The organism is Variovorax sp. LjRoot290, assembly GCF_964253985.1.
In the GTDB taxonomy this organism is placed as follows: domain Bacteria; phylum Pseudomonadota; class Gammaproteobacteria; order Burkholderiales; family Burkholderiaceae_C; genus Variovorax.
The window spans coordinates 2,147,820-2,166,639 of sequence record NZ_CAXURW020000001.1; the positions used below are offsets into that span (position 1 = coordinate 2,147,820).

General features: G+C 67.5%; 20 protein-coding genes and 2 riboswitches. Of the genes, 2 read left to right on the forward strand and 18 right to left on the reverse strand.

Annotated elements, in window-relative coordinates; all coding sequences use genetic code 11:
* The first annotated feature begins 70 nt into the window (after positions 1 to 70).
* Entirely contained in the window at positions 71 to 955 is an 885-nt protein-coding gene (locus tag ACSQ9A_RS10885) for a DUF3014 domain-containing protein (protein WP_436303651.1), read from the forward strand.
* Positions 956 to 962: 7 nt separating this feature from the next.
* Here the strand turns inward: ACSQ9A_RS10885 and ACSQ9A_RS10890 are convergent, their stop codons facing one another.
* From ACSQ9A_RS10890 to ACSQ9A_RS10965, 16 genes are all read right to left on the reverse strand, one after another.
* A complete protein-coding gene (locus ACSQ9A_RS10890) occupies positions 963 to 2,246 on the reverse strand; it encodes an RNA polymerase sigma factor (protein ID WP_436303652.1) in 1,284 nt (427 codons plus the stop codon).
* A 4-nt stretch (positions 2,247 to 2,250) separates the two neighbouring features.
* A complete protein-coding gene (locus ACSQ9A_RS10895; RefSeq protein WP_093109385.1) occupies positions 2,251 to 2,658 on the reverse strand; it encodes a YciI family protein in 408 nt (135 codons plus the stop codon).
* A gap of 90 nt (positions 2,659 to 2,748) precedes the next feature.
* Positions 2,749 to 3,192: an SET domain-containing protein-lysine N-methyltransferase gene (locus ACSQ9A_RS10900; RefSeq protein WP_436295181.1), complete on the reverse strand. Its 444-nt coding sequence runs from the start codon at positions 3,190 to 3,192 to the stop codon at positions 2,749 to 2,751.
* A 58-nt stretch (positions 3,193 to 3,250) separates the two neighbouring features.
* Positions 3,251 to 3,946, reverse strand: a complete 696-nt coding sequence (locus ACSQ9A_RS10905) for a YciI family protein (RefSeq protein ID WP_436303654.1) — start codon at positions 3,944 to 3,946, stop codon at positions 3,251 to 3,253.
* Between the two features lie 47 nt (positions 3,947 to 3,993).
* Positions 3,994 to 4,434 carry a YciI family protein gene (locus ACSQ9A_RS10910; RefSeq protein ID WP_093109382.1) on the reverse strand — a complete coding sequence of 147 codons (441 nt, stop codon included), beginning with the start codon at positions 4,432 to 4,434 and terminating at the stop codon, positions 3,994 to 3,996.
* Positions 4,435 to 4,465: 31 nt separating this feature from the next.
* Positions 4,466 to 4,885, reverse strand: coding sequence for a YciI family protein (locus ACSQ9A_RS10915; RefSeq protein WP_436295179.1), 420 nt, complete (start codon positions 4,883 to 4,885; stop codon positions 4,466 to 4,468).
* A gap of 151 nt (positions 4,886 to 5,036) precedes the next feature.
* Positions 5,037 to 7,931 carry an aminomethyl-transferring glycine dehydrogenase gene (gene gcvP / locus ACSQ9A_RS10920; protein ID WP_436303656.1) on the reverse strand — a complete coding sequence of 965 codons (2,895 nt, stop codon included), beginning with the start codon at positions 7,929 to 7,931 and terminating at the stop codon, positions 5,037 to 5,039.
* Positions 7,932 to 7,944: 13 nt separating this feature from the next.
* Positions 7,945 to 8,319, reverse strand: a complete 375-nt coding sequence (gene gcvH, locus ACSQ9A_RS10925) for a glycine cleavage system protein GcvH (protein WP_436303657.1) — start codon at positions 8,317 to 8,319, stop codon at positions 7,945 to 7,947.
* Between the two features lie 24 nt (positions 8,320 to 8,343).
* A complete protein-coding gene (gene gcvT, locus ACSQ9A_RS10930; RefSeq protein ID WP_436306284.1) occupies positions 8,344 to 9,540 on the reverse strand; it encodes a glycine cleavage system aminomethyltransferase GcvT in 1,197 nt (398 codons plus the stop codon).
* An 11-nt stretch (positions 9,541 to 9,551) separates the two neighbouring features.
* A riboswitch (glycine riboswitch) is annotated at positions 9,552 to 9,669 on the reverse strand.
* A 12-nt stretch (positions 9,670 to 9,681) separates the two neighbouring features.
* Positions 9,682 to 9,784, reverse strand: a riboswitch (glycine riboswitch).
* A gap of 29 nt (positions 9,785 to 9,813) precedes the next feature.
* Positions 9,814 to 10,722 (reverse strand): hypothetical protein, encoded by a 909-nt coding sequence (locus ACSQ9A_RS10935; RefSeq protein ID WP_436303659.1) that lies wholly within the window; start codon positions 10,720 to 10,722, stop codon positions 9,814 to 9,816.
* A 132-nt stretch (positions 10,723 to 10,854) separates the two neighbouring features.
* Positions 10,855 to 11,391 (reverse strand): hypothetical protein, encoded by a 537-nt coding sequence (locus ACSQ9A_RS10940; RefSeq protein WP_436303660.1) that lies wholly within the window; start codon positions 11,389 to 11,391, stop codon positions 10,855 to 10,857.
* 81 nt (positions 11,392 to 11,472) lie between these two features.
* A complete protein-coding gene (locus ACSQ9A_RS10945; RefSeq protein ID WP_093109375.1) occupies positions 11,473 to 12,765 on the reverse strand; it encodes a TRAP transporter large permease in 1,293 nt (430 codons plus the stop codon).
* Complete coding sequence (locus ACSQ9A_RS10950) at positions 12,762 to 13,274, reverse strand: TRAP transporter small permease (protein ID WP_436303662.1); 513 nt, start codon at positions 13,272 to 13,274, stop codon at positions 12,762 to 12,764. Before ACSQ9A_RS10950 ends, ACSQ9A_RS10945 begins: the two co-directional genes overlap by 4 nt.
* 76 nt (positions 13,275 to 13,350) lie before the next feature.
* Positions 13,351 to 14,325, reverse strand: coding sequence for a TRAP transporter substrate-binding protein (locus tag ACSQ9A_RS10955; protein WP_093109373.1), 975 nt, complete (start codon positions 14,323 to 14,325; stop codon positions 13,351 to 13,353).
* A 213-nt stretch (positions 14,326 to 14,538) separates the two neighbouring features.
* Positions 14,539 to 15,270, reverse strand: a complete 732-nt coding sequence (locus ACSQ9A_RS10960) for an anti-sigma factor (protein WP_436303663.1) — start codon at positions 15,268 to 15,270, stop codon at positions 14,539 to 14,541.
* Positions 15,267 to 15,869, reverse strand: a complete 603-nt coding sequence (locus ACSQ9A_RS10965; RefSeq protein ID WP_436295174.1) for an RNA polymerase sigma factor — start codon at positions 15,867 to 15,869, stop codon at positions 15,267 to 15,269. The genes ACSQ9A_RS10960 and ACSQ9A_RS10965 overlap by 4 nt, the downstream gene beginning before the upstream one ends.
* Before the next feature lie 33 nt (positions 15,870 to 15,902).
* On the opposite strand from ACSQ9A_RS10965, the gene ACSQ9A_RS10970 reads away from it, so the two are divergent.
* Positions 15,903 to 16,463 carry a DUF3455 domain-containing protein gene (locus ACSQ9A_RS10970; protein WP_436303664.1) on the forward strand — a complete coding sequence of 187 codons (561 nt, stop codon included), beginning with the start codon at positions 15,903 to 15,905 and terminating at the stop codon, positions 16,461 to 16,463.
* A gap of 11 nt (positions 16,464 to 16,474) precedes the next feature.
* On the opposite strand, the gene ACSQ9A_RS10975 is transcribed toward ACSQ9A_RS10970, so the two are convergent.
* Together ACSQ9A_RS10975 and ACSQ9A_RS10980 are read right to left on the reverse strand one after the other, a co-directional pair.
* The gene (locus ACSQ9A_RS10975; protein ID WP_436303666.1) at positions 16,475 to 16,960 is read right to left on the reverse strand and encodes a tetratricopeptide repeat protein; all 486 of its coding nucleotides are present in this window, start codon (positions 16,958 to 16,960) and stop codon (positions 16,475 to 16,477) included.
* A gap of 113 nt (positions 16,961 to 17,073) precedes the next feature.
* Entirely contained in the window at positions 17,074 to 18,768 is a 1,695-nt protein-coding gene (locus ACSQ9A_RS10980) for an electron transfer flavoprotein-ubiquinone oxidoreductase (protein ID WP_093109368.1), read from the reverse strand.
* Positions 18,769 to 18,820 lie beyond the last annotated feature (52 nt).

Consider the following 18,820-nt stretch of genomic DNA (forward strand, 5'->3'; position numbering starts at 1 on the left):
ACCAGTGTGGTGCCTGCCGCTGGGCGCGAAATGGCGTCCAATGACGGGGCTCATGAAAGGAGATGCTTCCATGCCCGAACGCGAGAGCGCAGATTTCAGGCCCGCACGCGAAACCTCGCTGTGGATCGTCGTCGTCCTCGTCGTGCTGGCGCTGGCCGCCGGCGCAGTCTGGTGGCGCTGGTCGAAGCAGCAGGCCGCGCCGGCCGAAGCGCCGCCGGTTGCCACGGCGCCGCAGCCGGATGCGCCGGCACTGGCCGCTCCACCGCCGGCCGCATCCACCGAGCCGCAGCATCCGGTCGACGCCACCGCCGACGCGGACCTGCCCAAGCTCGACGATGCCGATGCGAAGGTGCGTTCGGCGCTCACCGAGCTGCTCGGCGGCAAGGCCGTCGCGTCCTTCCTGCAGGCCGACGGTTTCGTGCGCCGCTTCGTCGCCACGGTCGACAACCTGCCGCGCGACCAGGCGGCCGCGCGCATGTGGCCGGTGCAGCGCACGCCGAAGCGTTTCGAGGTCAGCGGCAGCGGGGAGGCGCGGACCATCAGCCTCGACAACGGCGCGCGCTACACGCCCTTGGTGCTGTTCGTCGAATCGGTGAACACGCAGCGCGCGGCGGCGCTCTACGCGAAGCTCTACCCGCTGTTCCAGCAGGCGTACGAAGAACAGGGCTATCCGGGCCGCCACTTCAACGACCGGCTGGTGGCGGTGATCGACCATCTGCTGCAGGCGCCCGAACCCGCCGGGCCGCTGGCGGTGAAGCTGGTCCAGATCAAGGGCGACGGGCCTTCCGATCGGCCTTCGACGCACTACGAGTTCGCCGACCCGAGGCTCGAGAACCTCTCGGCCGGCCAGAAGGCGCTGATCCGCACCGGCCTGGTCAACGAACGCCGGCTCAAGGCGAAGCTGCGCGAACTGCGCGGCCAGGTCGCCGGCGGCGCGCTGGCGAAGAAGAACTAGTGTCAACCTAGGGTGGGCTGCCCGAGCAGGCCAGCGCCCGCATCAGGAGCAGCTTGCGCTCGCGCGCGTTGCGCGTGAGCGATGCCGCGTGCTTGAACTCCGCGCAGGCCTCGGCCTTGCGGCCCAGCTTGGCGAGCAGGTCGCCGCGCACGCTCGGCAGCAGGTGGTAGCCCTTGAGTTGCGGCTCGGCGCGCAGCGCATCGACCAGCTCCAGGCCCACGGCCGGGCCGAAAGCCATCGAGAGCGCGACCGCGCGATTGAGCTCCACGATGGGCGAGGGCGCGAGCTGCGACAGCGCTTCGTAGAGCGCTGCGATGCGCGTCCAGTCGGTTTCCTGTGCGGTGCGCGCGCGCGCATGGCAGGCGGCGATCGCGGCCTGCAGCGCATAGGGTCCGAGCGCGCCGCCCAGGGCCTCGGCCCGCGCCAGCGCCGCGAAGCCGCGCCGGATCAGCAGCTGGTCCCAGCGCGCGCGGTTCTGGTCGAGCAGCAGCACCGGTTCGCCCTCGGCATCGACGCGCGCGGCCGAGCGCGAGGCCTGGATCTCCATCAGCGCGACCAGGCCGTGCACTTCCGGTTCGTCCGGCACGAGCTCGGCCAGGATGCGGCCCAGGCGCAGCGCTTCCTCGCACAGGGCGGGGCGCATCCAGTCGTCGCCGGCGGTGGCCGAGTAGCCCTCGTTGAACACCAGGTAGACCACCTCCAGCACCGAGGCGAGGCGCGCTGCGAGTTCGTCCGCACGCGGTGCCTCGAAGGGCACGCGCGCGGCGGCCAGCGTGCGCTTGGCGCGCACGATGCGCTGCGCGATGGTGGGTTCGGGCACGAGGAAGGAGCGCGCGATCTCGTCGGTGGTGAGGCCGCCCAGCATGCGCAGGGTCAGCGCCACGCGCGCCTCGGGCGAGAGCACGGGGTGGCAGGCCGTGAACACCAGGCGCAGCAGGTCGTCGCCGACGTCGTCGTCGAGTGCGGCATCGACCGCCTCGGCGAAGTCCGCCGCCGCCATCTCGTGCTGCGCATCGAGCTCGCGGCCGATCTCGCCTTCCTTGCTCGCATGCAGCTTGCGCCGGCGCAGCAGGTCCAGCGCGCGGTGCTTGGAGGCCTGCATGAGCCACGCGGCGGGGTTGTCCGGCACGCCCTCGCGCGGCCATTGCTCGAGCGCGGCCACCAGCGCGTCCTGCGCCAGCTCCTCGGCCACGCCGACATCGCGCACCATGCGCGCGAGCGCACCGATGATCCGGGCGGACTCGATGCGCCAGACGGCGCTGATGGTGCGGTGAATGTCCGGCGTGGTCATCGCTTCAGCGCTTCTGCAACTGGTCGAAGCCCTCGGCCGCCTTCTGCACGTCGGGCGGGAAGTCTTCCATTTCCTGCACCCGGCGGATCTCGATGACCTCGTTCTCTGACGCCGGGCAGCGCGAGGCCCAGGCGATCGCCTCTTCCTGCGACTTCACATCGATCATCCAGTAGCCACCCAGCACTTCCTTGGCCTCGGCGAAGGGGCCGTCGGTCACCTTGGGCTTGCCGCCGGGGAAGCTGACGCGCGCGCCCTCGGAGGGCGGGCGCAGGCCGTCGAGCGTGATCAGCACGCCCGCGTCCTTCAGTGCCTTGTTGTATTTCATCATCGCCTCGACCGCCTTCGCGTCGGGCATGGTGCCGGGGGGCGCGCTCTCGTAGCCCTTGGGGATCATCAGCATCATGAATCGCATGTCAGTCACTCCTTGCGGTTGGGTTGAAGAGCCGGATGGCGTGGCTCTCTCTTGAACGTCGAAGCAGGGACGCCGGAATCGACAAGACCTTCAGGAATTTTTCTTCAGCACGGCCGCTTCGAGGCTTGCGAGGTACACAGGCGGCACGGGCTGCTCGAAATAGTCCATCGTCAGCTCGTCGCCCGGCGCGATCGGCCTGCAGGCGCGCATCGTGCGGCCGTCGGCGTCGATGCGGGTGTTGGGCCGGCCGCTGTGGTTGATGAAGCCGTAGCTGGTGCGCAGCGCGCGCACCAGCAGCCGCTGCGGGCTCAGCGCGTTCCATTCGAGCGCGTCGATCACGGCCGGGTGGCGCGTGACGTCGACCACCTGGCCGTCGAGGACGCAGAGCAGCTCGCCAGTGGCCCAGGCACGCCGGGCGAACATGCCGCGGCCCTGGATGGTGCTCGACGCGAGCTCGGCACCGGCGATGGTTTCGATGAAGGGTGCGCCGCCCAGCATGCGGTCGGCGAAGAGGTCGATGTCGCGAAAGTTCATTGGAGTACCTTCGCGCTTCGCGCTGCGGTGCGAGCGCCTTCGGGCGGCCGGGCGGTGTTCATGGCCATACGACCGGGCGAATCTCGACTTCGGGCCGCTCCTGGGCGTAGGGATAGCGACGGACCCAGGCGATCGCCTCGTCCAGCGAATCGGCCTGGATCAGCCAGTAGCCCGCGACCAGTTCCTTCGCTTCCGCGAAAGGCCCGTCCATCACGCTGGTCCTGCAGCCTGCGAGCTTCACGCGCGTGCTCCTGGCGGTCGATCGGAGTCCGTCGCCCGAGAGCAGCAGGCCGGCCTTCACGCCTTCGTCGTTGCGCCGCGCCATGGCCGCCAGCCGCGCCGGGTCGCTGGGCGCTTCGGCTTCGGTGGCCGCATCGGCCTTCACCAGGATCAGGAAGCGCGGCTTGGTCGCGGCGGCCGACGGGTCGATGCCGGGCAGGCCGCCTGCGCAGCCGGTTTCACGGATCTCGAATTCGGCTTCGGCATCGCCGACCGGCGCGTCTCGCAACCAGTCGATCGCCGTTTGCTGCGAGTCGGCCTCGACGATGCTGAGGCCGGCGACCACTTGCTTCGATTCGGTGAACGGCCCCGGGGTCTGTTGCGGCCCCTTATCCGAGAAGCTGATGCGCACGCCCGCGGCGCTGGGCTGCAGCTCGGCGCTTTCATGCAGCACGATACCGGGCACCGGGGAAAGAGGCGGAAAAAGGCCGGCCTCGCCATGCGGGCCGGCTTTGCGCAGGATCACGTATCTCATCCGAGCAGTCCTTTTCGAGGAGCCGCAAGGATATACGTCGAGGGCCCTCAGTGGCCGGACGAGGCGCGTTTCTCGGCCGCTTCACGCAGCCACTCTTCGTGCTTGCGCATCTCGGGCGTGAACTCGGCGCCGAAGTCCTCGGCCTCGTACACCTGCCGGATCTCGATCTCGACGTTGCCGCCGCCGTCGATCGGCGGCCAGCGCTTGACCCACTCGATCGCTTCTTCGCGCGACTTCACCTGGATCAGGCTGAAGCCGGCGATCAGCTCCTTGGCCTCGGTGAAGGGGCCGTCGATCACCGCCGGCTTGCCGTTGCTGAACTTGACGCGCGCGCCCTTGACGCTGGGCTGCAGCCCCATGCCGTCGAGCATCACGCCGGCCTTGATCATCTCCTCGTTGTACTTGAGCATGTCGGTGACCAGCTGCTCGGTCGGCATCACGCCGGCCTCGGTGTCCGGGTCGGCCTTGCGAATGACCATGAATTTCATCTTGGGATCTCCGTTGACTTGATGGGTGGCTTCACTTCTTTTTCTTGATCTCGTCCATCAAGCGCTTTTCCTGCTCGCGCAGTTCGGGCGTGAACTCGGCACCGAAGTCCTCCATCTCGAAGACCTGGCGCAGTTCGACCTCTTCGTTGTCGGTGAAGGGCGCGCGCTTGAGCCATTCGATCGCTTCGTCCTTCGAGCGCACCTGCCACAGCCAGTAGCCGGCGACCAGCTCCTTGGTTTCGCTGAAGGGCCCGTCGATCACGGTGCGCTGCTTGCCTTCGAACCGCACCCGCGCGCCCTTCGAGCTCGGCTGCAGTCCCTCGCCGGCCAGCATCACGCCGGCCTTCACGAGCTCTTCGTTGTATTTGCCCATCTCGGTGAGCAGCTGCTCGGTGGGCATCACGCCGGCTTCCGAATCCTTGCTCGCTTTCACAATCACCATGAATCGCATGTCGTTTCTCCTGGGGTTGGGAGCCCGCTGGAATCGGGGCTCTACCTGGACGTCGAAGCAGCGACGGCGGGATCGACAGGCGCGACCCTGCTCTTTGTAAAAATTTGTTGCGCGGGGCCGGCTTCGACAAGCTCAGCCCGAACGGGTGCAATCAGGCGTATTCGCCTACCGGCACGCAGCTGCAGAACAGGTTGCGGTCGCCGTAGACGTTGTCGATGCGGCCGACCGGCGGCCAGTACTTGGCCCCCTTGAGCGTGGCAAGCGGAAAGGCGCCGAGCTCGCGCGAGTAGGGATGCGTCCATTCGCTCACGAGCAGGCTGGCCGCGGTGTGCGGCGCATGCTTGAGCGGGTTGTCGTCCTTGGGCCAGACGCCTTCCTCGACGCGGCGGATCTCGCCGCGGATCGCGATCATCGCGTCGATGAAGCGGTCGAGCTCGGCCAGCGGTTCGCTCTCGGTCGGCTCCACCATCAGCGTGCCCGGCACCGGGAAGCTCAGCGTCGGCGCGTGGAAGCCGTAGTCGATCAGCCGCTTGGCCACGTCCTCGGCCGTCACGCCACTCGTGTCCTTGAGCGGTCGCAGGTCGAGAATGCATTCGTGCGCCACGTGGCCGTTGGGGCTCGCATAGAGCGTGGGGTAGTGCTCCTTGAGGCGGGAGCTGATGTAGTTGGCGCTCAGGATCGCGATCTCCGTGGCGGCCTGCAGGCCCACGGCACCCATCATGCGGCAGTACATCCAGCTGATCGGCAGCACCGCGGCATTGCCCAGCGGCGCGGCCGACACGGCGCCGACGCCGTTGGACGCGACGCCTGCCGTCGCATGCCCCGGCAGATAAGGCACGAGATCTTCGACCACGCACACCGGCCCGACGCCCGGGCCGCCGCCGCCGTGCGGAATGCAGAAGGTCTTGTGCAGGTTCAGGTGGCTCACGTCGCCGCCGAACTCGCCGGGCGCCGCCACGCCGACCAGCGCGTTCATGTTGGCGCCGTCCACGTAGACGCGGCCGCCGTGCGCATGCACGATCTCGCAGAGTTCCTTGACGCGGGTTTCGAACACGCCGTGCGTGCTGGGGTAGGTGATCATCACCGCGGCCAGCTTGTCGCCGTGCTTCTCGCAGGCGCGCTTCAGGTCGTCCATGTCGACGTTGCCTTGCGCGTCGCAGGCCGTCACCACCACCTGCATGCCGACCATCTGCGCGCTCGCCGGGTTGGTGCCGTGCGCGGAGGAGGGGATCAGGCAGATGTTGCGATGCCCTTCGCCCTTGGCTTCATGGAAGGCCTTGATCGCCAGCAGGCCGGCGTACTCACCCTGCGAGCCGGCATTGGGCTGCAGGCTGATGCCCGCATAGCCGGTGGCCTCGCAGAGCCAGGCGCGCAGCTGGGCGTCGAGCTGCGCATAGCCCTGCAATTGCTCGGCCGGCGCGAAGGGATGGATGTTGGCGAACTCGGGCCAGGTGATCGGGATCATCTCGCTGGTCGCGTTGAGCTTCATGGTGCAGCTGCCGAGCGGGATCATGCTGCGGTCGAGCGCCAGGTCCTTGTCGGAGAGGCTGCGGATGTAACGCAGCATCGCGGTCTCGCTCTTGTGGGTGTTGAACACCGGGTGCGTGAGGAAGGCGCTGGTGCGGCGCAGGTCCTCGGGGATGCGCGGCGCGATGCTGCCGGCCAGCTCGTCGAAGCGCGGCATCGGCGTGCCGGCAGGCACGAACAGGGCCCACAGCGTCTCGATGTCGGCGCGGGTGGTGGTCTCGTCGAGCGAAATGCCCAGGTGGTTCTGCAGACGCTGGCGCAGATTGATGCTTGCCGCCTGCGCGCGCTCCTGGATTTTCGGCGTGTCCTCGCCGGTCTTGACGGTGAGCGAGTCGAAGGAGGTCTCATTGGCCAGCTCGCGGCCCATCTGTTCGAGGCCCTGCGCCAGCACCGCGGTGAGCGCAGCCACGCGCTGCGCGATGCGCGTCAGGCCTTCGGGCCCGTGGTAGACCGCGTACATGCTCGCGACCACCGCCGGCAGCACCTGCGCCGTGCAGATGTTGGAAGTGGCCTTCTCGCGCCGGATGTGCTGCTCGCGCGTCTGCAGCGCGAGCCGGTAGGCCGGCTGGCCTTGCGTGTCCACGCTCACGCCCACCAGGCGGCCGGGCAGCGAGCGCTTGAACTCGTCGCGGCAGGCCAGATAGGCCGCGTGCGGGCCGCCGTTGCACATCGGCATGCCGAAGCGCTGCGTGGTGCCGCACACGATGTCGGCATCCCATTCGCCGGGCGGCGCCAGCAGCGTGAGCGCCAGCAGGTCGGCCGCCACGCAGAAGGCGGCGTCGCACGCATGGGCGTGGCCGGCGAGCGGGCGCAGGTCGTGCACGTGGCCGGTGGTCGAGGGGTACTGCGCGAGTGCGCCGAAGAAATCGCCGCTGGCCATCAGGTGCGGCAGGGTCTCCGACACGGTGCTGACCTTGACCTCGATGCCGAGCGGCGCCGCGCGCGTTCTGATGACCTCGATGGTCTGCGGATGGCAGTCGCCCGAGACCAGGAACACGTTGCTCTTGCTCTTGGCGCTGCGCTTGGCGAGCGTCATCGCCTCGGCCGCCGCCGTGGCCTCGTCGAGCATCGAGGCATTGGCGATGGCCATGCCGGTGAGGTCGCACACCATGGTCTGGAAGTTGACCAGTGCCTCCATGCGGCCCTGCGAAATCTCGGCCTGGTAGGGCGTGTAGGCGGTGTACCAGGCCGGGTTCTCGAGCACGTTGCGCAGGATCACGCCGGGCGTGTGGGTGCCGTAGTAGCCCTGGCCGATGAAGTTCTTCGCCACCTTGTTCTTCGCCGCAATGGCCTTCAGCTCGGCCAGCGCGTCGGCCTCCGTCACCGAGGCGGGCAGGCGCATCGGCTTCGTGCGGCGGATGGCCGGCGGCACGATGCCGTCGATCAGCTCGGCGCGGGTGGTCGAGCCGACGGCGGCGAGCATGCGCGCTTCGTCATCGGCCTCGATGCCGATATGGCGGGCGATGAATTCCTCGGCGTTCTCGAGTTCGCTGAGGGAGGGCAGGGAAGACTTCGGCATTGGCGTGTTCGGTTCAGTTTTCGTCGGCGAACTTTTGATAGGTGGTGGCGTCGAGCAGTGCATCGAGCTGCGAGGCGTCGCTGATCTTCATCTTGAAGAACCAGCCGCCCGCTTCGGGCGCGCTGTTGGCCAGCGAAGGGTCGGCGCGCAGCGCCTCGTTGACTTCGGTGATCTCGCCCGTGATGGGCATGAACACGTCGGCCGCCGCCTTGACCGACTCGACCACGCCGGCGACATCGCCCTGGCTGTAGCTCTTGCCGACTTCCGGCAGGTCGACGAAGACCACGTCGCCCAGCGCATCCTGCGCATGAACGGTGATGCCGACGGTGGCGACGCCGTCGCCGACCGCCTGGACCCACTCGTGGTCCCTGGTGTACTTGATGCTCATGAAAGGCTCCTTGAAGAAAAGAATTCAACCGCGGTAGTAGTGCTGCGGCACGAAAGGCATGGTGCTCACCTCCATCGGCACCGGCTTGCCGCGCACGATGGCCTGGATGCGGGTGCCGGGCTCGGCATAGGCGAGCGCGACGTAGGCCATCGCGACCGGCCGGTCGACCGTGGGGCCGAGCAGGCCGCTGGTCACCTGGCCGATGGGCGCGCCCTCGAAGGATTCGAGCAGCGTGCCATCGCGCACCGGCACGCGCTCCAGCGCCACCAGGCCGACGCGCTTGCGCTTGAGCGTGTGGTGGTCCAGGTGGCCTGCGACGCCATTGGCCGCCGTGAGTTGCGCCAGCACCTTGGCCGCGCCCGGAAAGCCGCCTTCGCGCGCACCGCCGGTGCGCCGCACCTTCTGGATCGCCCAATTGAGCGAGGCTTCGACCGGCGTGGTGGTCTCGTCGATGTCGTTGCCGTAGAGGCACAGGCCCGCTTCGAGCCGCAGCGAATTGCGCGCACCCAGGCCGACGGGCTTGACCTCGGGCTGGGCGAGCAGCAGCCGTGCGAGCGCTTCGGCATCCTTGGCGGCCACCGAGATCTCGAAACCGTCCTCGCCCGTGTAGCCGCTGCGCGTGGCAAAGGCCGCGATGCCGCCGATCTGCACCGCGCCGCCGGTCATGAAGACGAAGCGCTCGATGCCGGGCGCGAGCCGGGCCAGCGCGGTCACGGCCTGCGGGCCCTGCAGCGCCAGCAGGGCGTGGTCGGGCATCGGCAGCACCTGGCAGCGCGCGCCGATCCTGGCCTGGATGTGCGCGATGTCGGCCACCTTGCAGGCGCCATTGACGATCACGAACAGCGAGTCGTGGCCTTCGTTGAAGAACATCAGGTCGTCGAGGATGCCGCCTTCGTCGTTCAAGAGCAGGCCGTAGCGCTGCTTGCCCGGCGCCAGGCCGATCACGTCGACCGGCATCAGGCTCTCGAACGCGGCGGCGGCATCGGGGCCAGCCAGGCGCAGCTGGCCCATGTGGGAGATGTCGAACAGGCCGGCGGCCTCGCGCGTGTGCTTGTGCTCGGCCATCAGGCCGGCGGGGTACTGCACCGGCATCACATAGCCCGCGAAGGGCACCATGCGGGCGCCGAGCTCCAGGTGCAGGTCGTAGAGCGGGGTCTTTTGCAGATCGTCGGATGCGGAGGCCAAGGCACTCTCCAAAGGGGCAGTCCAGATCCATGACATTCTTGCCATGGGCCACCCCTGCTGTCCGCTTTACCTGAGAGATTCGCCCCACGATCGGGGTTTGCTCCTTCGGTGGACGGCACTGCGAACAAAAAACGCGATGCGCCGCCTCTCTCCAGCAAGGAAACGCCCGGAAAATGGGGCGCTTCGTCAGTCCTTTTGCCTGAGCGTTCGGGCCCGTTTTTCGAGGGGACCTGCGCCTTCGGCGGCCCCGCGCTGCGAGGCTCTCTCCTGACCCGTCCGAGTGTAAGGGATGAGCCCGGTCCTGGCCGCTCAGGAGCGCTCCAGGCGCAGCCGCCTGAGCAGAAACTTCTCCCACAGCTTGTCGGCGACGAGCTGCAGGGAGCTGCGAATGTGCGCTCTGGCATTGCGCGCGTCGTAGGGCGAGCGGATGTCGGCGCCCAGCTGCCGGGCGCGCACGCTGAGCATGCTCTCCGAGAGAACGCAGCGCGCCTTCATGCGCAGGTCGTCGAAGTTCTCCGGCGAGAGCGCACTGGCCTTGTGCCATTCGTGGGACCACTTGAATCTGCGCTGCCTGGACGGATCGCTCTCGTCCTTGATCAGCCAGGCTGACACGAAATCGACATAGGCCTCGTCGACGCTGTCGCGAAACAGACGGTGCTCGGGTTCGAAGCGGTCGTAGACCAGCGAATCCAGGAATTCGTTGCCCGGCGAAAGCGCACCGAGCTGGCGGCGCAGGTTGCCGTTCATCGCGAAGCAGTAGGTCGAAACCCATTCGAGCAGGGGACCGAGCGGCGTCATCGTCGAGCGCGGAAAATCGTTGATCTCGCCGAAGAGCCACGGGCCCGGGTGCAGCCCCAGCCTCTTGATTTCACCGCCGAAGCCGGCCACCCTGCGTTCGCTCCATCCGTGGTTTCGCGCGACGGTGTCGTTCGAAAAGATCCACACGTCGGGCTCGCCGCTGCGGGCAAGAATGGCTGCGACTCCTTGGTCCCACCCAGTGAATTCGCGGTTGGAGTTGTCGCCTGCGATGACGAAGCCGTCCTCGCATTCCGCATTGCGCAATGCTTCGCCTCCGGTGGACCTGGCGTTGTCGACGATCGCGAGAACGACACGATCGCTCTCGCCGGCCAACTGCCTTCGCAGCTTGGTCAGCACCTGGACCGAATGATCACGATGCTGACTCCCGTACTCCAGATGAACAAAACCGTAGTTCGTCATGCCTGTTGACAGAAAAAAGAAGGGAGGGTTGGGGCGCCGGATGGGCGCGACGCGACGAGTATCCCTCCTCGTCTTGTCAGAGGAGACGCCGAGTTTGTCCGGATGCGGCCATGGCGGCCGTCGGGGCCGATTTCAATGCACGAGCTGGGGCGGCAGCAGCTTGTCGATGCGTTCGCGGATCGACGTGGCGCGCTCGGCACCCGCGAGCTTCTCGATCTCGCCGAGCATGGCGGATGCGGCGGCCAGCATCGACTCCCGGTCGCGCGCTTCACGCAGCAGCTCGCGGAACTGCCCGGCCAGGATCGGATCGCGCCTGACGAACATGCGCTCGCACAGGTCGAACAGGAACATCCGCGTGGTGGCGAGCGAACGCTTGCCGTCGAAGACATCCGCCGCGACCGGCGGCTCGGGGCTCGCGTCCGGCGCCGGAGCTGCCAGCACCGGCGGCGCCACGGCGGGCGTAGCGGGTTGCGAACGATGCAGATAGCCCTCCTGCACCAGGTGCAGCGCCACGCGGCCGGCCTCGTCGCGGCTGCCGAAGAGCTGGCCGAAGTCGGTGACCGAGCGCTGGCCGTCGGCCATCAGCAGCAGGGCGCGCTCGCGCTGGCCCAGCGTGCGGCGGCCCGGCTGGAGTTCTTGGCGCGCTTTCTCGGTCTTGATGAGGAACATCTGATGCTCGGGCGTTCGGGGTCGAGCGCCGCAGCATCGGGGATCCGCATGACATCCTCGTGAATGACCGGGCCGCTGCCGCTATTTGAAGCCCCACAAACGCGGCAGCCAGGTGCTGAGCGCCGGAACGAAGGTCAGCACCAGCAGCACGGCCGCGTGCGCCCACAGGAAGGGCACGAGCTCGCGCACCAGCTGCGACATCGGCACCTTCGAGACGTTGCAGGTCACGAACAGCAGGCCGCCTACCGGCGGCGTGATCATGCCGAGCGTGAGGTTGTAGATCACGATCATCGCGAAGTGGACCGGGTCGATGCCGAGCTTGATGGCCACCGGCGCGAGGATGGGTGCCAGCACCATCACGCCGGGCAAGGGCTCGATGAAGATGCCGAAGAGCAGCAGGAAGACGTTCACGATGATCAGGAACATCCACGGCGAGAGCTGCATGCTGACCAGCCATTCGGCCAGGGACTGGGGAACGCCTTCGATGGTCAGGATCCAGGCGAAGGAGGCCGACAGCCCGATGATGATCAGCACCGAGGCCGACAGCAGCGCCGAGCGCGCGAGGATGTCCGGCAGCGCCTTCCATTCGAGCGTGCGGTAGACGAACTTGCCGCACACCAGCGCATAGAACACCGCCACCACCGAGGCCTCGGTGGGCGTGAACCAGCCGGCGCGCATGCCGCCGAGGATCACCACCGGCAGCAGGATGGCGGGGATGGCTTTCCAGGTGGTCAGCAGCACTTCGCGCCAGGGCGGCATGCCGCCGTCGCCGCGGTAGTTGCGCTGCTTGGAAACGTGGAAGTTCACCACGCACATCGCGACCGCGATCAGCAGGCCGGGAACGAGGCCGGCCACGAACAGGCTGCCGACCGACACGCTGTCGTCCTGCAGCGCGTAGATGATCATGATGATCGAGGGCGGAATGATCGGGCCGACGATCGCGGTCGAGGCCGTCAGCGCCGCCGCGTAGGAGCGGTGGTAGCCGGCCTTCTCCATCATCCTGATGAGCATCGAGCCCGGCCCCGCGGCATCGGCCAGCGCCGAGCCCGAGATGCCCGAGAAGAAGGTGAGCGAGACCACGTTGGTGTAGCCGAGCCCGCCGCGCCGGTGGCCGACGAACTGGCCCGCGAAGCGCAGCAGCACCTCGGTCAGCGAGCCGCCGCTCATGAGTTCGGCCGCCAGGATGAAGAAGGGCACCGCCATCAGCGGGAAGCTGTCGATGCCGGTGAAGGTTTCCTTCAGCAGCACCATCAGCGGATAGGACTCGGCGAGGATCAGCGTCGCGGCCGTGGCCAGGCCCAGCGCGAAGGCCACGGGCACGCCGATCGCGAGGAACAGGCAGGCCGACAGGATCAGGATGATGCTGGCGTTCATAGCGAGGCGCTCGCGGTCGCATCGAAGTGCGCGTCGGACGCGAACTCGCGCTTTTGCACGTAGCCGCGCACGATCAAAAGCCAGTGGACGATGAGCAGCACGCCGCCGATCGGCATCGCGCTGTAGATGTAGGCAAAGGGAATCTGCGTGACGGCGGTCAGCTGGAACATGGTGCGCTCCATGTAGAGCCAGCCGTACCAGACCATGAAACCGAAGAAGGCGAAGAGCAGCGCCGCGACCACGGCGCGGACCGCGACCGCGCCCCTGGGCGGCAGCGCGTCCTGCAGGTTCTCGACCGCGATGTGGCCGCCGTAGCGCAGCACCGGGCCGGCGCCGAGGAAGGTGAGCCAGATCATCATGTGGCGCGAAACCTCTTCGGCCCATTCGAGCGAATTGCTCGTGAGGTAACGCATCCCCACGTTGATGAAGATGATGACCGACATTGATGCGAGCAGCAGAATCAGCGCCCAGCGGTTCGCGGCCAGAAAGTAGTGTTCGAAGGTTTTCATATCAAAACAAAACCGCCCGGTGCCACTGCGGGTTCACCGGGCGGGAGTGCCGCAACGCGGCACGCGCGTTGCCGCGCTACTTGACGTCGCTGATCTTCTTGATGTTGTCGGCGCCGAATTCCTTGGCATAGCCGGTGTAGGCCGGCTTCAGCGCTTCGCGGAAGGCGGCACCGTCGACGGTGCGCACGACCTTCATGCCGTCCTTCTCGAGCTGGGCGATGCCGCTGTTCTCGTCGTCGTTGACCTTCTTGCGCTGCGCCGCGCCGGCCTTCCTGGCGGCTTCGACGAAGACCTTCTTGTCGGCATCCGACAGCTTGTTCCAGACCTTGGGCGACAGCAGCAGCAGTGCCGGCGAGTAGACATGGCCGGTCAGCGAGAGATGCTTCTGCACCTGCGCGAACTTGGAGGACAGGATCACGGGAATCGGGTTCTCCTGGCCGTCGACCGTGCCCTGCTGCAGCGCGCCGAACAGTTCGGGGAAGGCCATCGGCGTCGGCAGGATGCCGAAGGTGCGGTAGCCGTCCATGTGCACCTTGTTCTCCATCGTGCGCATCTTGAGGCCCGCGGCGTCCTGCGGCTTCACGATGTCGCGCTTGCTGTTGGTCATGTGGCGGAAGCCGTTCTCGGTCCAGGCCAGCGCGATGATGCCCTTGCTCGGGAACTTGGCCAGGATGTCCTGGCCGATCGGGCCGTCCATCACCTTGCGCGCGTGCTCGTAGTCGCGGAACAGGAAGGGGATGTCGACGATCTTGACCTCGGGCACGAAGTTGCCGACCGGGCCGGTGGAGGTGTTGACCAGGTCCTGCGTGCCCAGCTGCACGGCCTCGATCTGCTCGCGTTCGCCGCCGAGTGCCGAGTTGGGGAACTGCTGGCACTTGTAGCGGCCTTGCGTGCCTTTCTCGACCTCGTCGCAGAAAGTGGTGGAGCCGACGCCGTAGTGCGATTCCTTGGTGGTCGCGTAGCCGATCTTGAGCGTGGTGGTCTGCGCAAATGCGGCGCAAGCCATACCGAGGCCGACGACGAGGCCGGCGGCCAGTCGGTTCAACTTCATGGGGGGAGTCTCCTGTGAGCGTGGACGTGTTGCAAACGTATGACTATGCATCAATGGGAGGCTTCATCACGTCGGGAGTTTCACGGACGCAGTTGCGTGCCGGCGATGACTGTTGCACCCTCTCCCTCCGGGAGAGGGTGGGGGTGAGGGCACTGGGCCTTTGAAGGTCCGGCTCCGGCCTTAGATCAAGCGCAACGCACAAATCAAAGAACCTCACCACAGCTTGGCGCAGTTCCCACTCAAAACAACCGCAGCGCTGGGCATCGCAGGCGCCGAAGCGGTCTCCCGCGTCACGATCAAGCGCGACACCTTGGAAAGAAGCTTCTCCGAGGTATCGGGCAGCAGGGACACCGCCGTCCCGCTCGCCGGCACCACCCCCATTGCAAACGCGGGCCCTTCCGCCGGCACAGCCCACAGCACCAGGCGCTCTCCCTCGGCCAGGGAAGCGATCGGCCCCAGCACCTTGAGGGTCAGCGTCCTGCCATGGCGCAGCGAGCTCACCAGCAGCCTGCCGTTGCCTGCCGCATCGGTGAGCACGCCCACATAGCTTTGCGGCAGCCTCTCGCCCGAGCGCATGGCCAGCTGGTCGCTCGTCACGAAAAGCCCCGGCGCTGCGAAGAACAAGGTGCTCGCAGCGATGACGCCCGCAACGACGCCGCCCAGCCCGAAGCCGGCCGGCCTGAGCCAGGACGAAACCGAGCCCGAGCGCGCCGGTGCAGGCTGCGTGCGCGCCGCGATCGCGCGCCAGAGTCCGGCCGACGGCTGCTGCGGCGGCACTGACTGGGCCAGCCGCCCCAGCCGCTCTTCCCATTGCGCCACCAGGCCGCGCACGTCGCTGCGGTCGCGCTGCAGGCGTTCGAAGCGCCGCCGCGCACCGCCCGCCAGGGTGCCCAGCACATAGGCGGCCGCGAGCTCGTCGAGCAATCGGGTGTCGGTGTATCTCACGGCGCCACCCCCTGTGTCGCGAGGCAGGCGCGCAGCTTGTCCAGGCCGCGCCGTATCCAGGCCTTCACCGTGCCCAGCGGCGCGTTCATCTGCGCGGCCACCTCGCTGTGCGACAGGCCCTGGTAGTAGGCGAGTGCGAGGCTCTGGCGGAAGCTGCCGTCCAGCGCGGACATGCAGCCTTCGATGTGCAGGGCCTGCAGCGCCTGTTCGAGCAGCTGCATGGCGCTTGGCGCCGGGTCGGGCGCGTGCGCGTTCTCCTGCTGCTGCTCGTGTTCGTCCTGTTCCGTCCATGCATGTTCGTTGCGCCGCGTGCGCACGCGCAGCGCGTCCAGCGCCTTGTTGCGGACGATCGCGATCAGCCAGGTGATCGGCTGGATCTCCTGCCCGTCGATGTTGGAGCGGTAGCTGGCGGCGTTCTTCCAGATGCTCACATAAGCCTCCTGCAGCACGTCCTCGGCCACCTGCCGTTGACCCAGCATGCGAAGCGCGATGCCGAACAGATGCACGTGCGTGCGTTCGTACATCTCGGCGAAGGCGGCGTGGTCGCCGCGCGCCGCCTGGGCGATCAGCTGCTGAAGGTTCAGAATATTTCTATTCATGCGGCCGAGTATTCCATCGACCCAGGAGATGCCATGAAATCGAATCCGCGAATCCCTCGTCTTGCCGCGACCCTGCTCGGTGCCGCCGCGCTCGGCGCCTGTTCTTCCATGTCGGAGCCGGGCCATCCCAGCGCTCGCACTGCGGCCTTGCCCGCCGCCATCCAGGCGCCCGCCGGCGAGCGCGCGGCTTTCACCTGGCATGCCACCGGCTCGCAGATCTACGAGTGCCGTGCCGCCGAGAAGGGCGGCTGGGCCTGGCAGTTCGTGGCGCCCGAAGCGGACCTGTTCGGTCCGGGCGGCGAGAAGGTGGGCACGCATGGCGCCGGGCCGCACTGGACCGCGCTCGACGGCAGCAAGACGCTGGGGGCGGTGAAGGCGCGTGCCGATGCGCCGCGCGCGTCCGACATTCCATGGCTGCTGCTGTCCGCGAAATCGGCCGGCACCGCGGGCCGCATGGCGAGCGTCTCCGGCGTGCAGCGCATCAACACCGTGGGCGGCAGCGCCCCGGCCAGGGGCTGCGAAACGCAGGCCGATGTCGGCAAGCGCAGCAAGGAGCGCTACAGCGCGGACTACGTGTTCCTGGTAGCCCGCTAGGTGCACCGCGCTCAGTTCTTCTTGCCGTTGGCCTTGTAGCTCTCGATCGAGCTCTTGAGATCGCCATACTCCGGGCAGGACATGCCGCAGGCCCGGCCCAGCGCCGCCAGGCGCTGTTCGGCCTTGGGCAGATCGTTCATCGAGAGGTACAGCTCGCCCGAGTATTCCAGCGCGCCGCGGTGGCCGGGGTCGATGCGCAGGGCGGCGTCGTAGTACTTCTCGGAGGCGACCCATTTGGCCGTGCCGGACTTGCGCAGGCTGAAACCCATGAGGTTGTTCCAGTCGGCGCTGGCGCTGTCGTTGACTCTTTCGAGCTCGCTGACGGCGGCGGCCCATTTGCTGTCGACAATGAGGGCCCGGGCCTGCGCGAGCTTGTTGCCGGCCGGCGCGGCCTTGGCGGCCGGCGCCGGGGCGGGCAGCGAGTCGGCGGCAAAACCCTGGCTGGCGGCGAGCGCCAGGCTGACGGCGGCGAGGATGCGATGGAGTGTGATGTTCATGACGTCGAGGTCCTTGGGGTGAGGTTGGCGGACAGCGCAATTGCTGTCCTGCACCTACTTACGTCACCGCTCGCGAATCGGACGCACCGGCGCCCGAAAAAAATCGCCGGCTGCTACATGCCGACGTAGTTCGGCCCGCCGCCGCCCTCGGGCGTGACCCAGACGATGTTCTGCGTCGGGTCCTTGATGTCGCAGGTCTTGCAGTGCACGCAGTTCTGCGCGTTGATCTGCAGGCGCGGCTTGCCGTTCTCGCCCTCCACGAACTCGTAGACGCCGGCCGGGCAATAGCGGCTTTCGGGACCGTCGTACTCGGGCAGGTTGATCTCGGTCGGCACTGCGGCGTTCTTCAGCGTCAGGTGGGCGGGCTGGTTCTCCTCGTGGTTGGTGTTGCTGATGAACACCGACGAGAGCCGGTCGAAGGTGAGCTTGCCGTCCGGCTTGGGATAGGCGATCTTCTTGCAGGCCGAGGCCTTCTTGAGGCGCTCGTGGTCGGCCTGGTGGCGGTGGATGGTCCACGGGATGTGGCCGCGCAGCACGTACTGCTCGATGCCGGTCATCAACGTGCCCACGGTCAGGCCCTTCTTGAACCACTGCTTGAAGTTGCGCGCCTTGTGAAGCTCCTTGTGCAGCCAGCTCTTCTCGAAGGCGGCCGGGTAGGCCGTGAGCTCGTCGTGCTGGCGGCCGGCCACCACGGCGTTGTAGGCGGCCTCGGCCGCGAGCATGCCGGTCTTGATCGCGGCATGGCTGCCCTTGATGCGGCTCGCGTTGAGGTAGCCGGCGTCGCAGCCCACCAGCACGCCGCCCGGGAACACCGTCTTGGGCAGCGAGAGCAGGCCGCCCGCGGTGATGGCGCGCGCGCCGTAGCTCAAACGCTTGGGCGCCTTCAGGCCCTTGTCCTGGCCTTCGAAGTACCAGCGGATGTTGGGATGCGTCTTGAAGCGCTGGAACTCCTCGAAGGGGCTCAGGTGCGGGTTCTGGTAGTCGAGGCCGACCACGTAGCCGATGATCAGCTGGTTGTTCTCGGCGTGGTAGACGAAGGAGCCGCCGTAGGTGTCCGGCGGCAGCGGCCAGCCCGCGGTGTGCACGGCCAGGCCGGGCTCGTGGCGCGCGGGGTCGATCTCCCACAGCTCCTTGATGCCGATGCCGTAGCTCTGCGGATCCTTGCCGGCATCGAGCTTGTACTTGGCGATCAACTGGCGGCCCAGGTGGCCGCGCGCGCCTTCGGCGAACACCGTGTACTTGGCATGCAGCTCCATGCCGAGCTGGAAATTCTCGGTCGGCTCGCCATCTTTGCCGATCCCCATGTTGCCGGTGGCCACGCCGCGCACCTTGCCGTCTTCGGTGTAGAGCACCTCGGCCGCCGGAAAGCCGGCGAAGATCTCGACGCCCAGGCCCTCGGCCTGCTGCGCGAGCCAGCGCACCACGTTGCCCAGGCTCACGATGTAGTTGCCTTCGTTGTGGAAGACCTTGGGCAAGAGGAAGTCGGGCGTGCGCGTGGCGCCGGTTTCGGAGAGCATCAGGAAGGTGTCCCGCGTGACTGGCTGGTTGAGCGGCGCGCCGAGCTCCTCCCAGTCGGGCAGCAGTTCGTAGAGCGCGCGCGGATCCATGATCGCGCCCGACAGGATGTGGGCGCCGGGCTCCGAGCCCTTCTCGAGCACCACGACCGAGATCTCCTTGTGGTGCGAGGCGGCCAGCTGCTTCAGGTGGATGGCGGTGGCGAGGCCGGCAGGACCGGCGCCGACCACGACCACGTCGTATTCCATCGCTTCGCGGGGGCCGAACCGGGCAAGTATTTCGTCATGCGTCATGTGGGGTCTCGTCGATAATGATTTGAAGGTGCGAGGCACCGCGAAGGGGCCG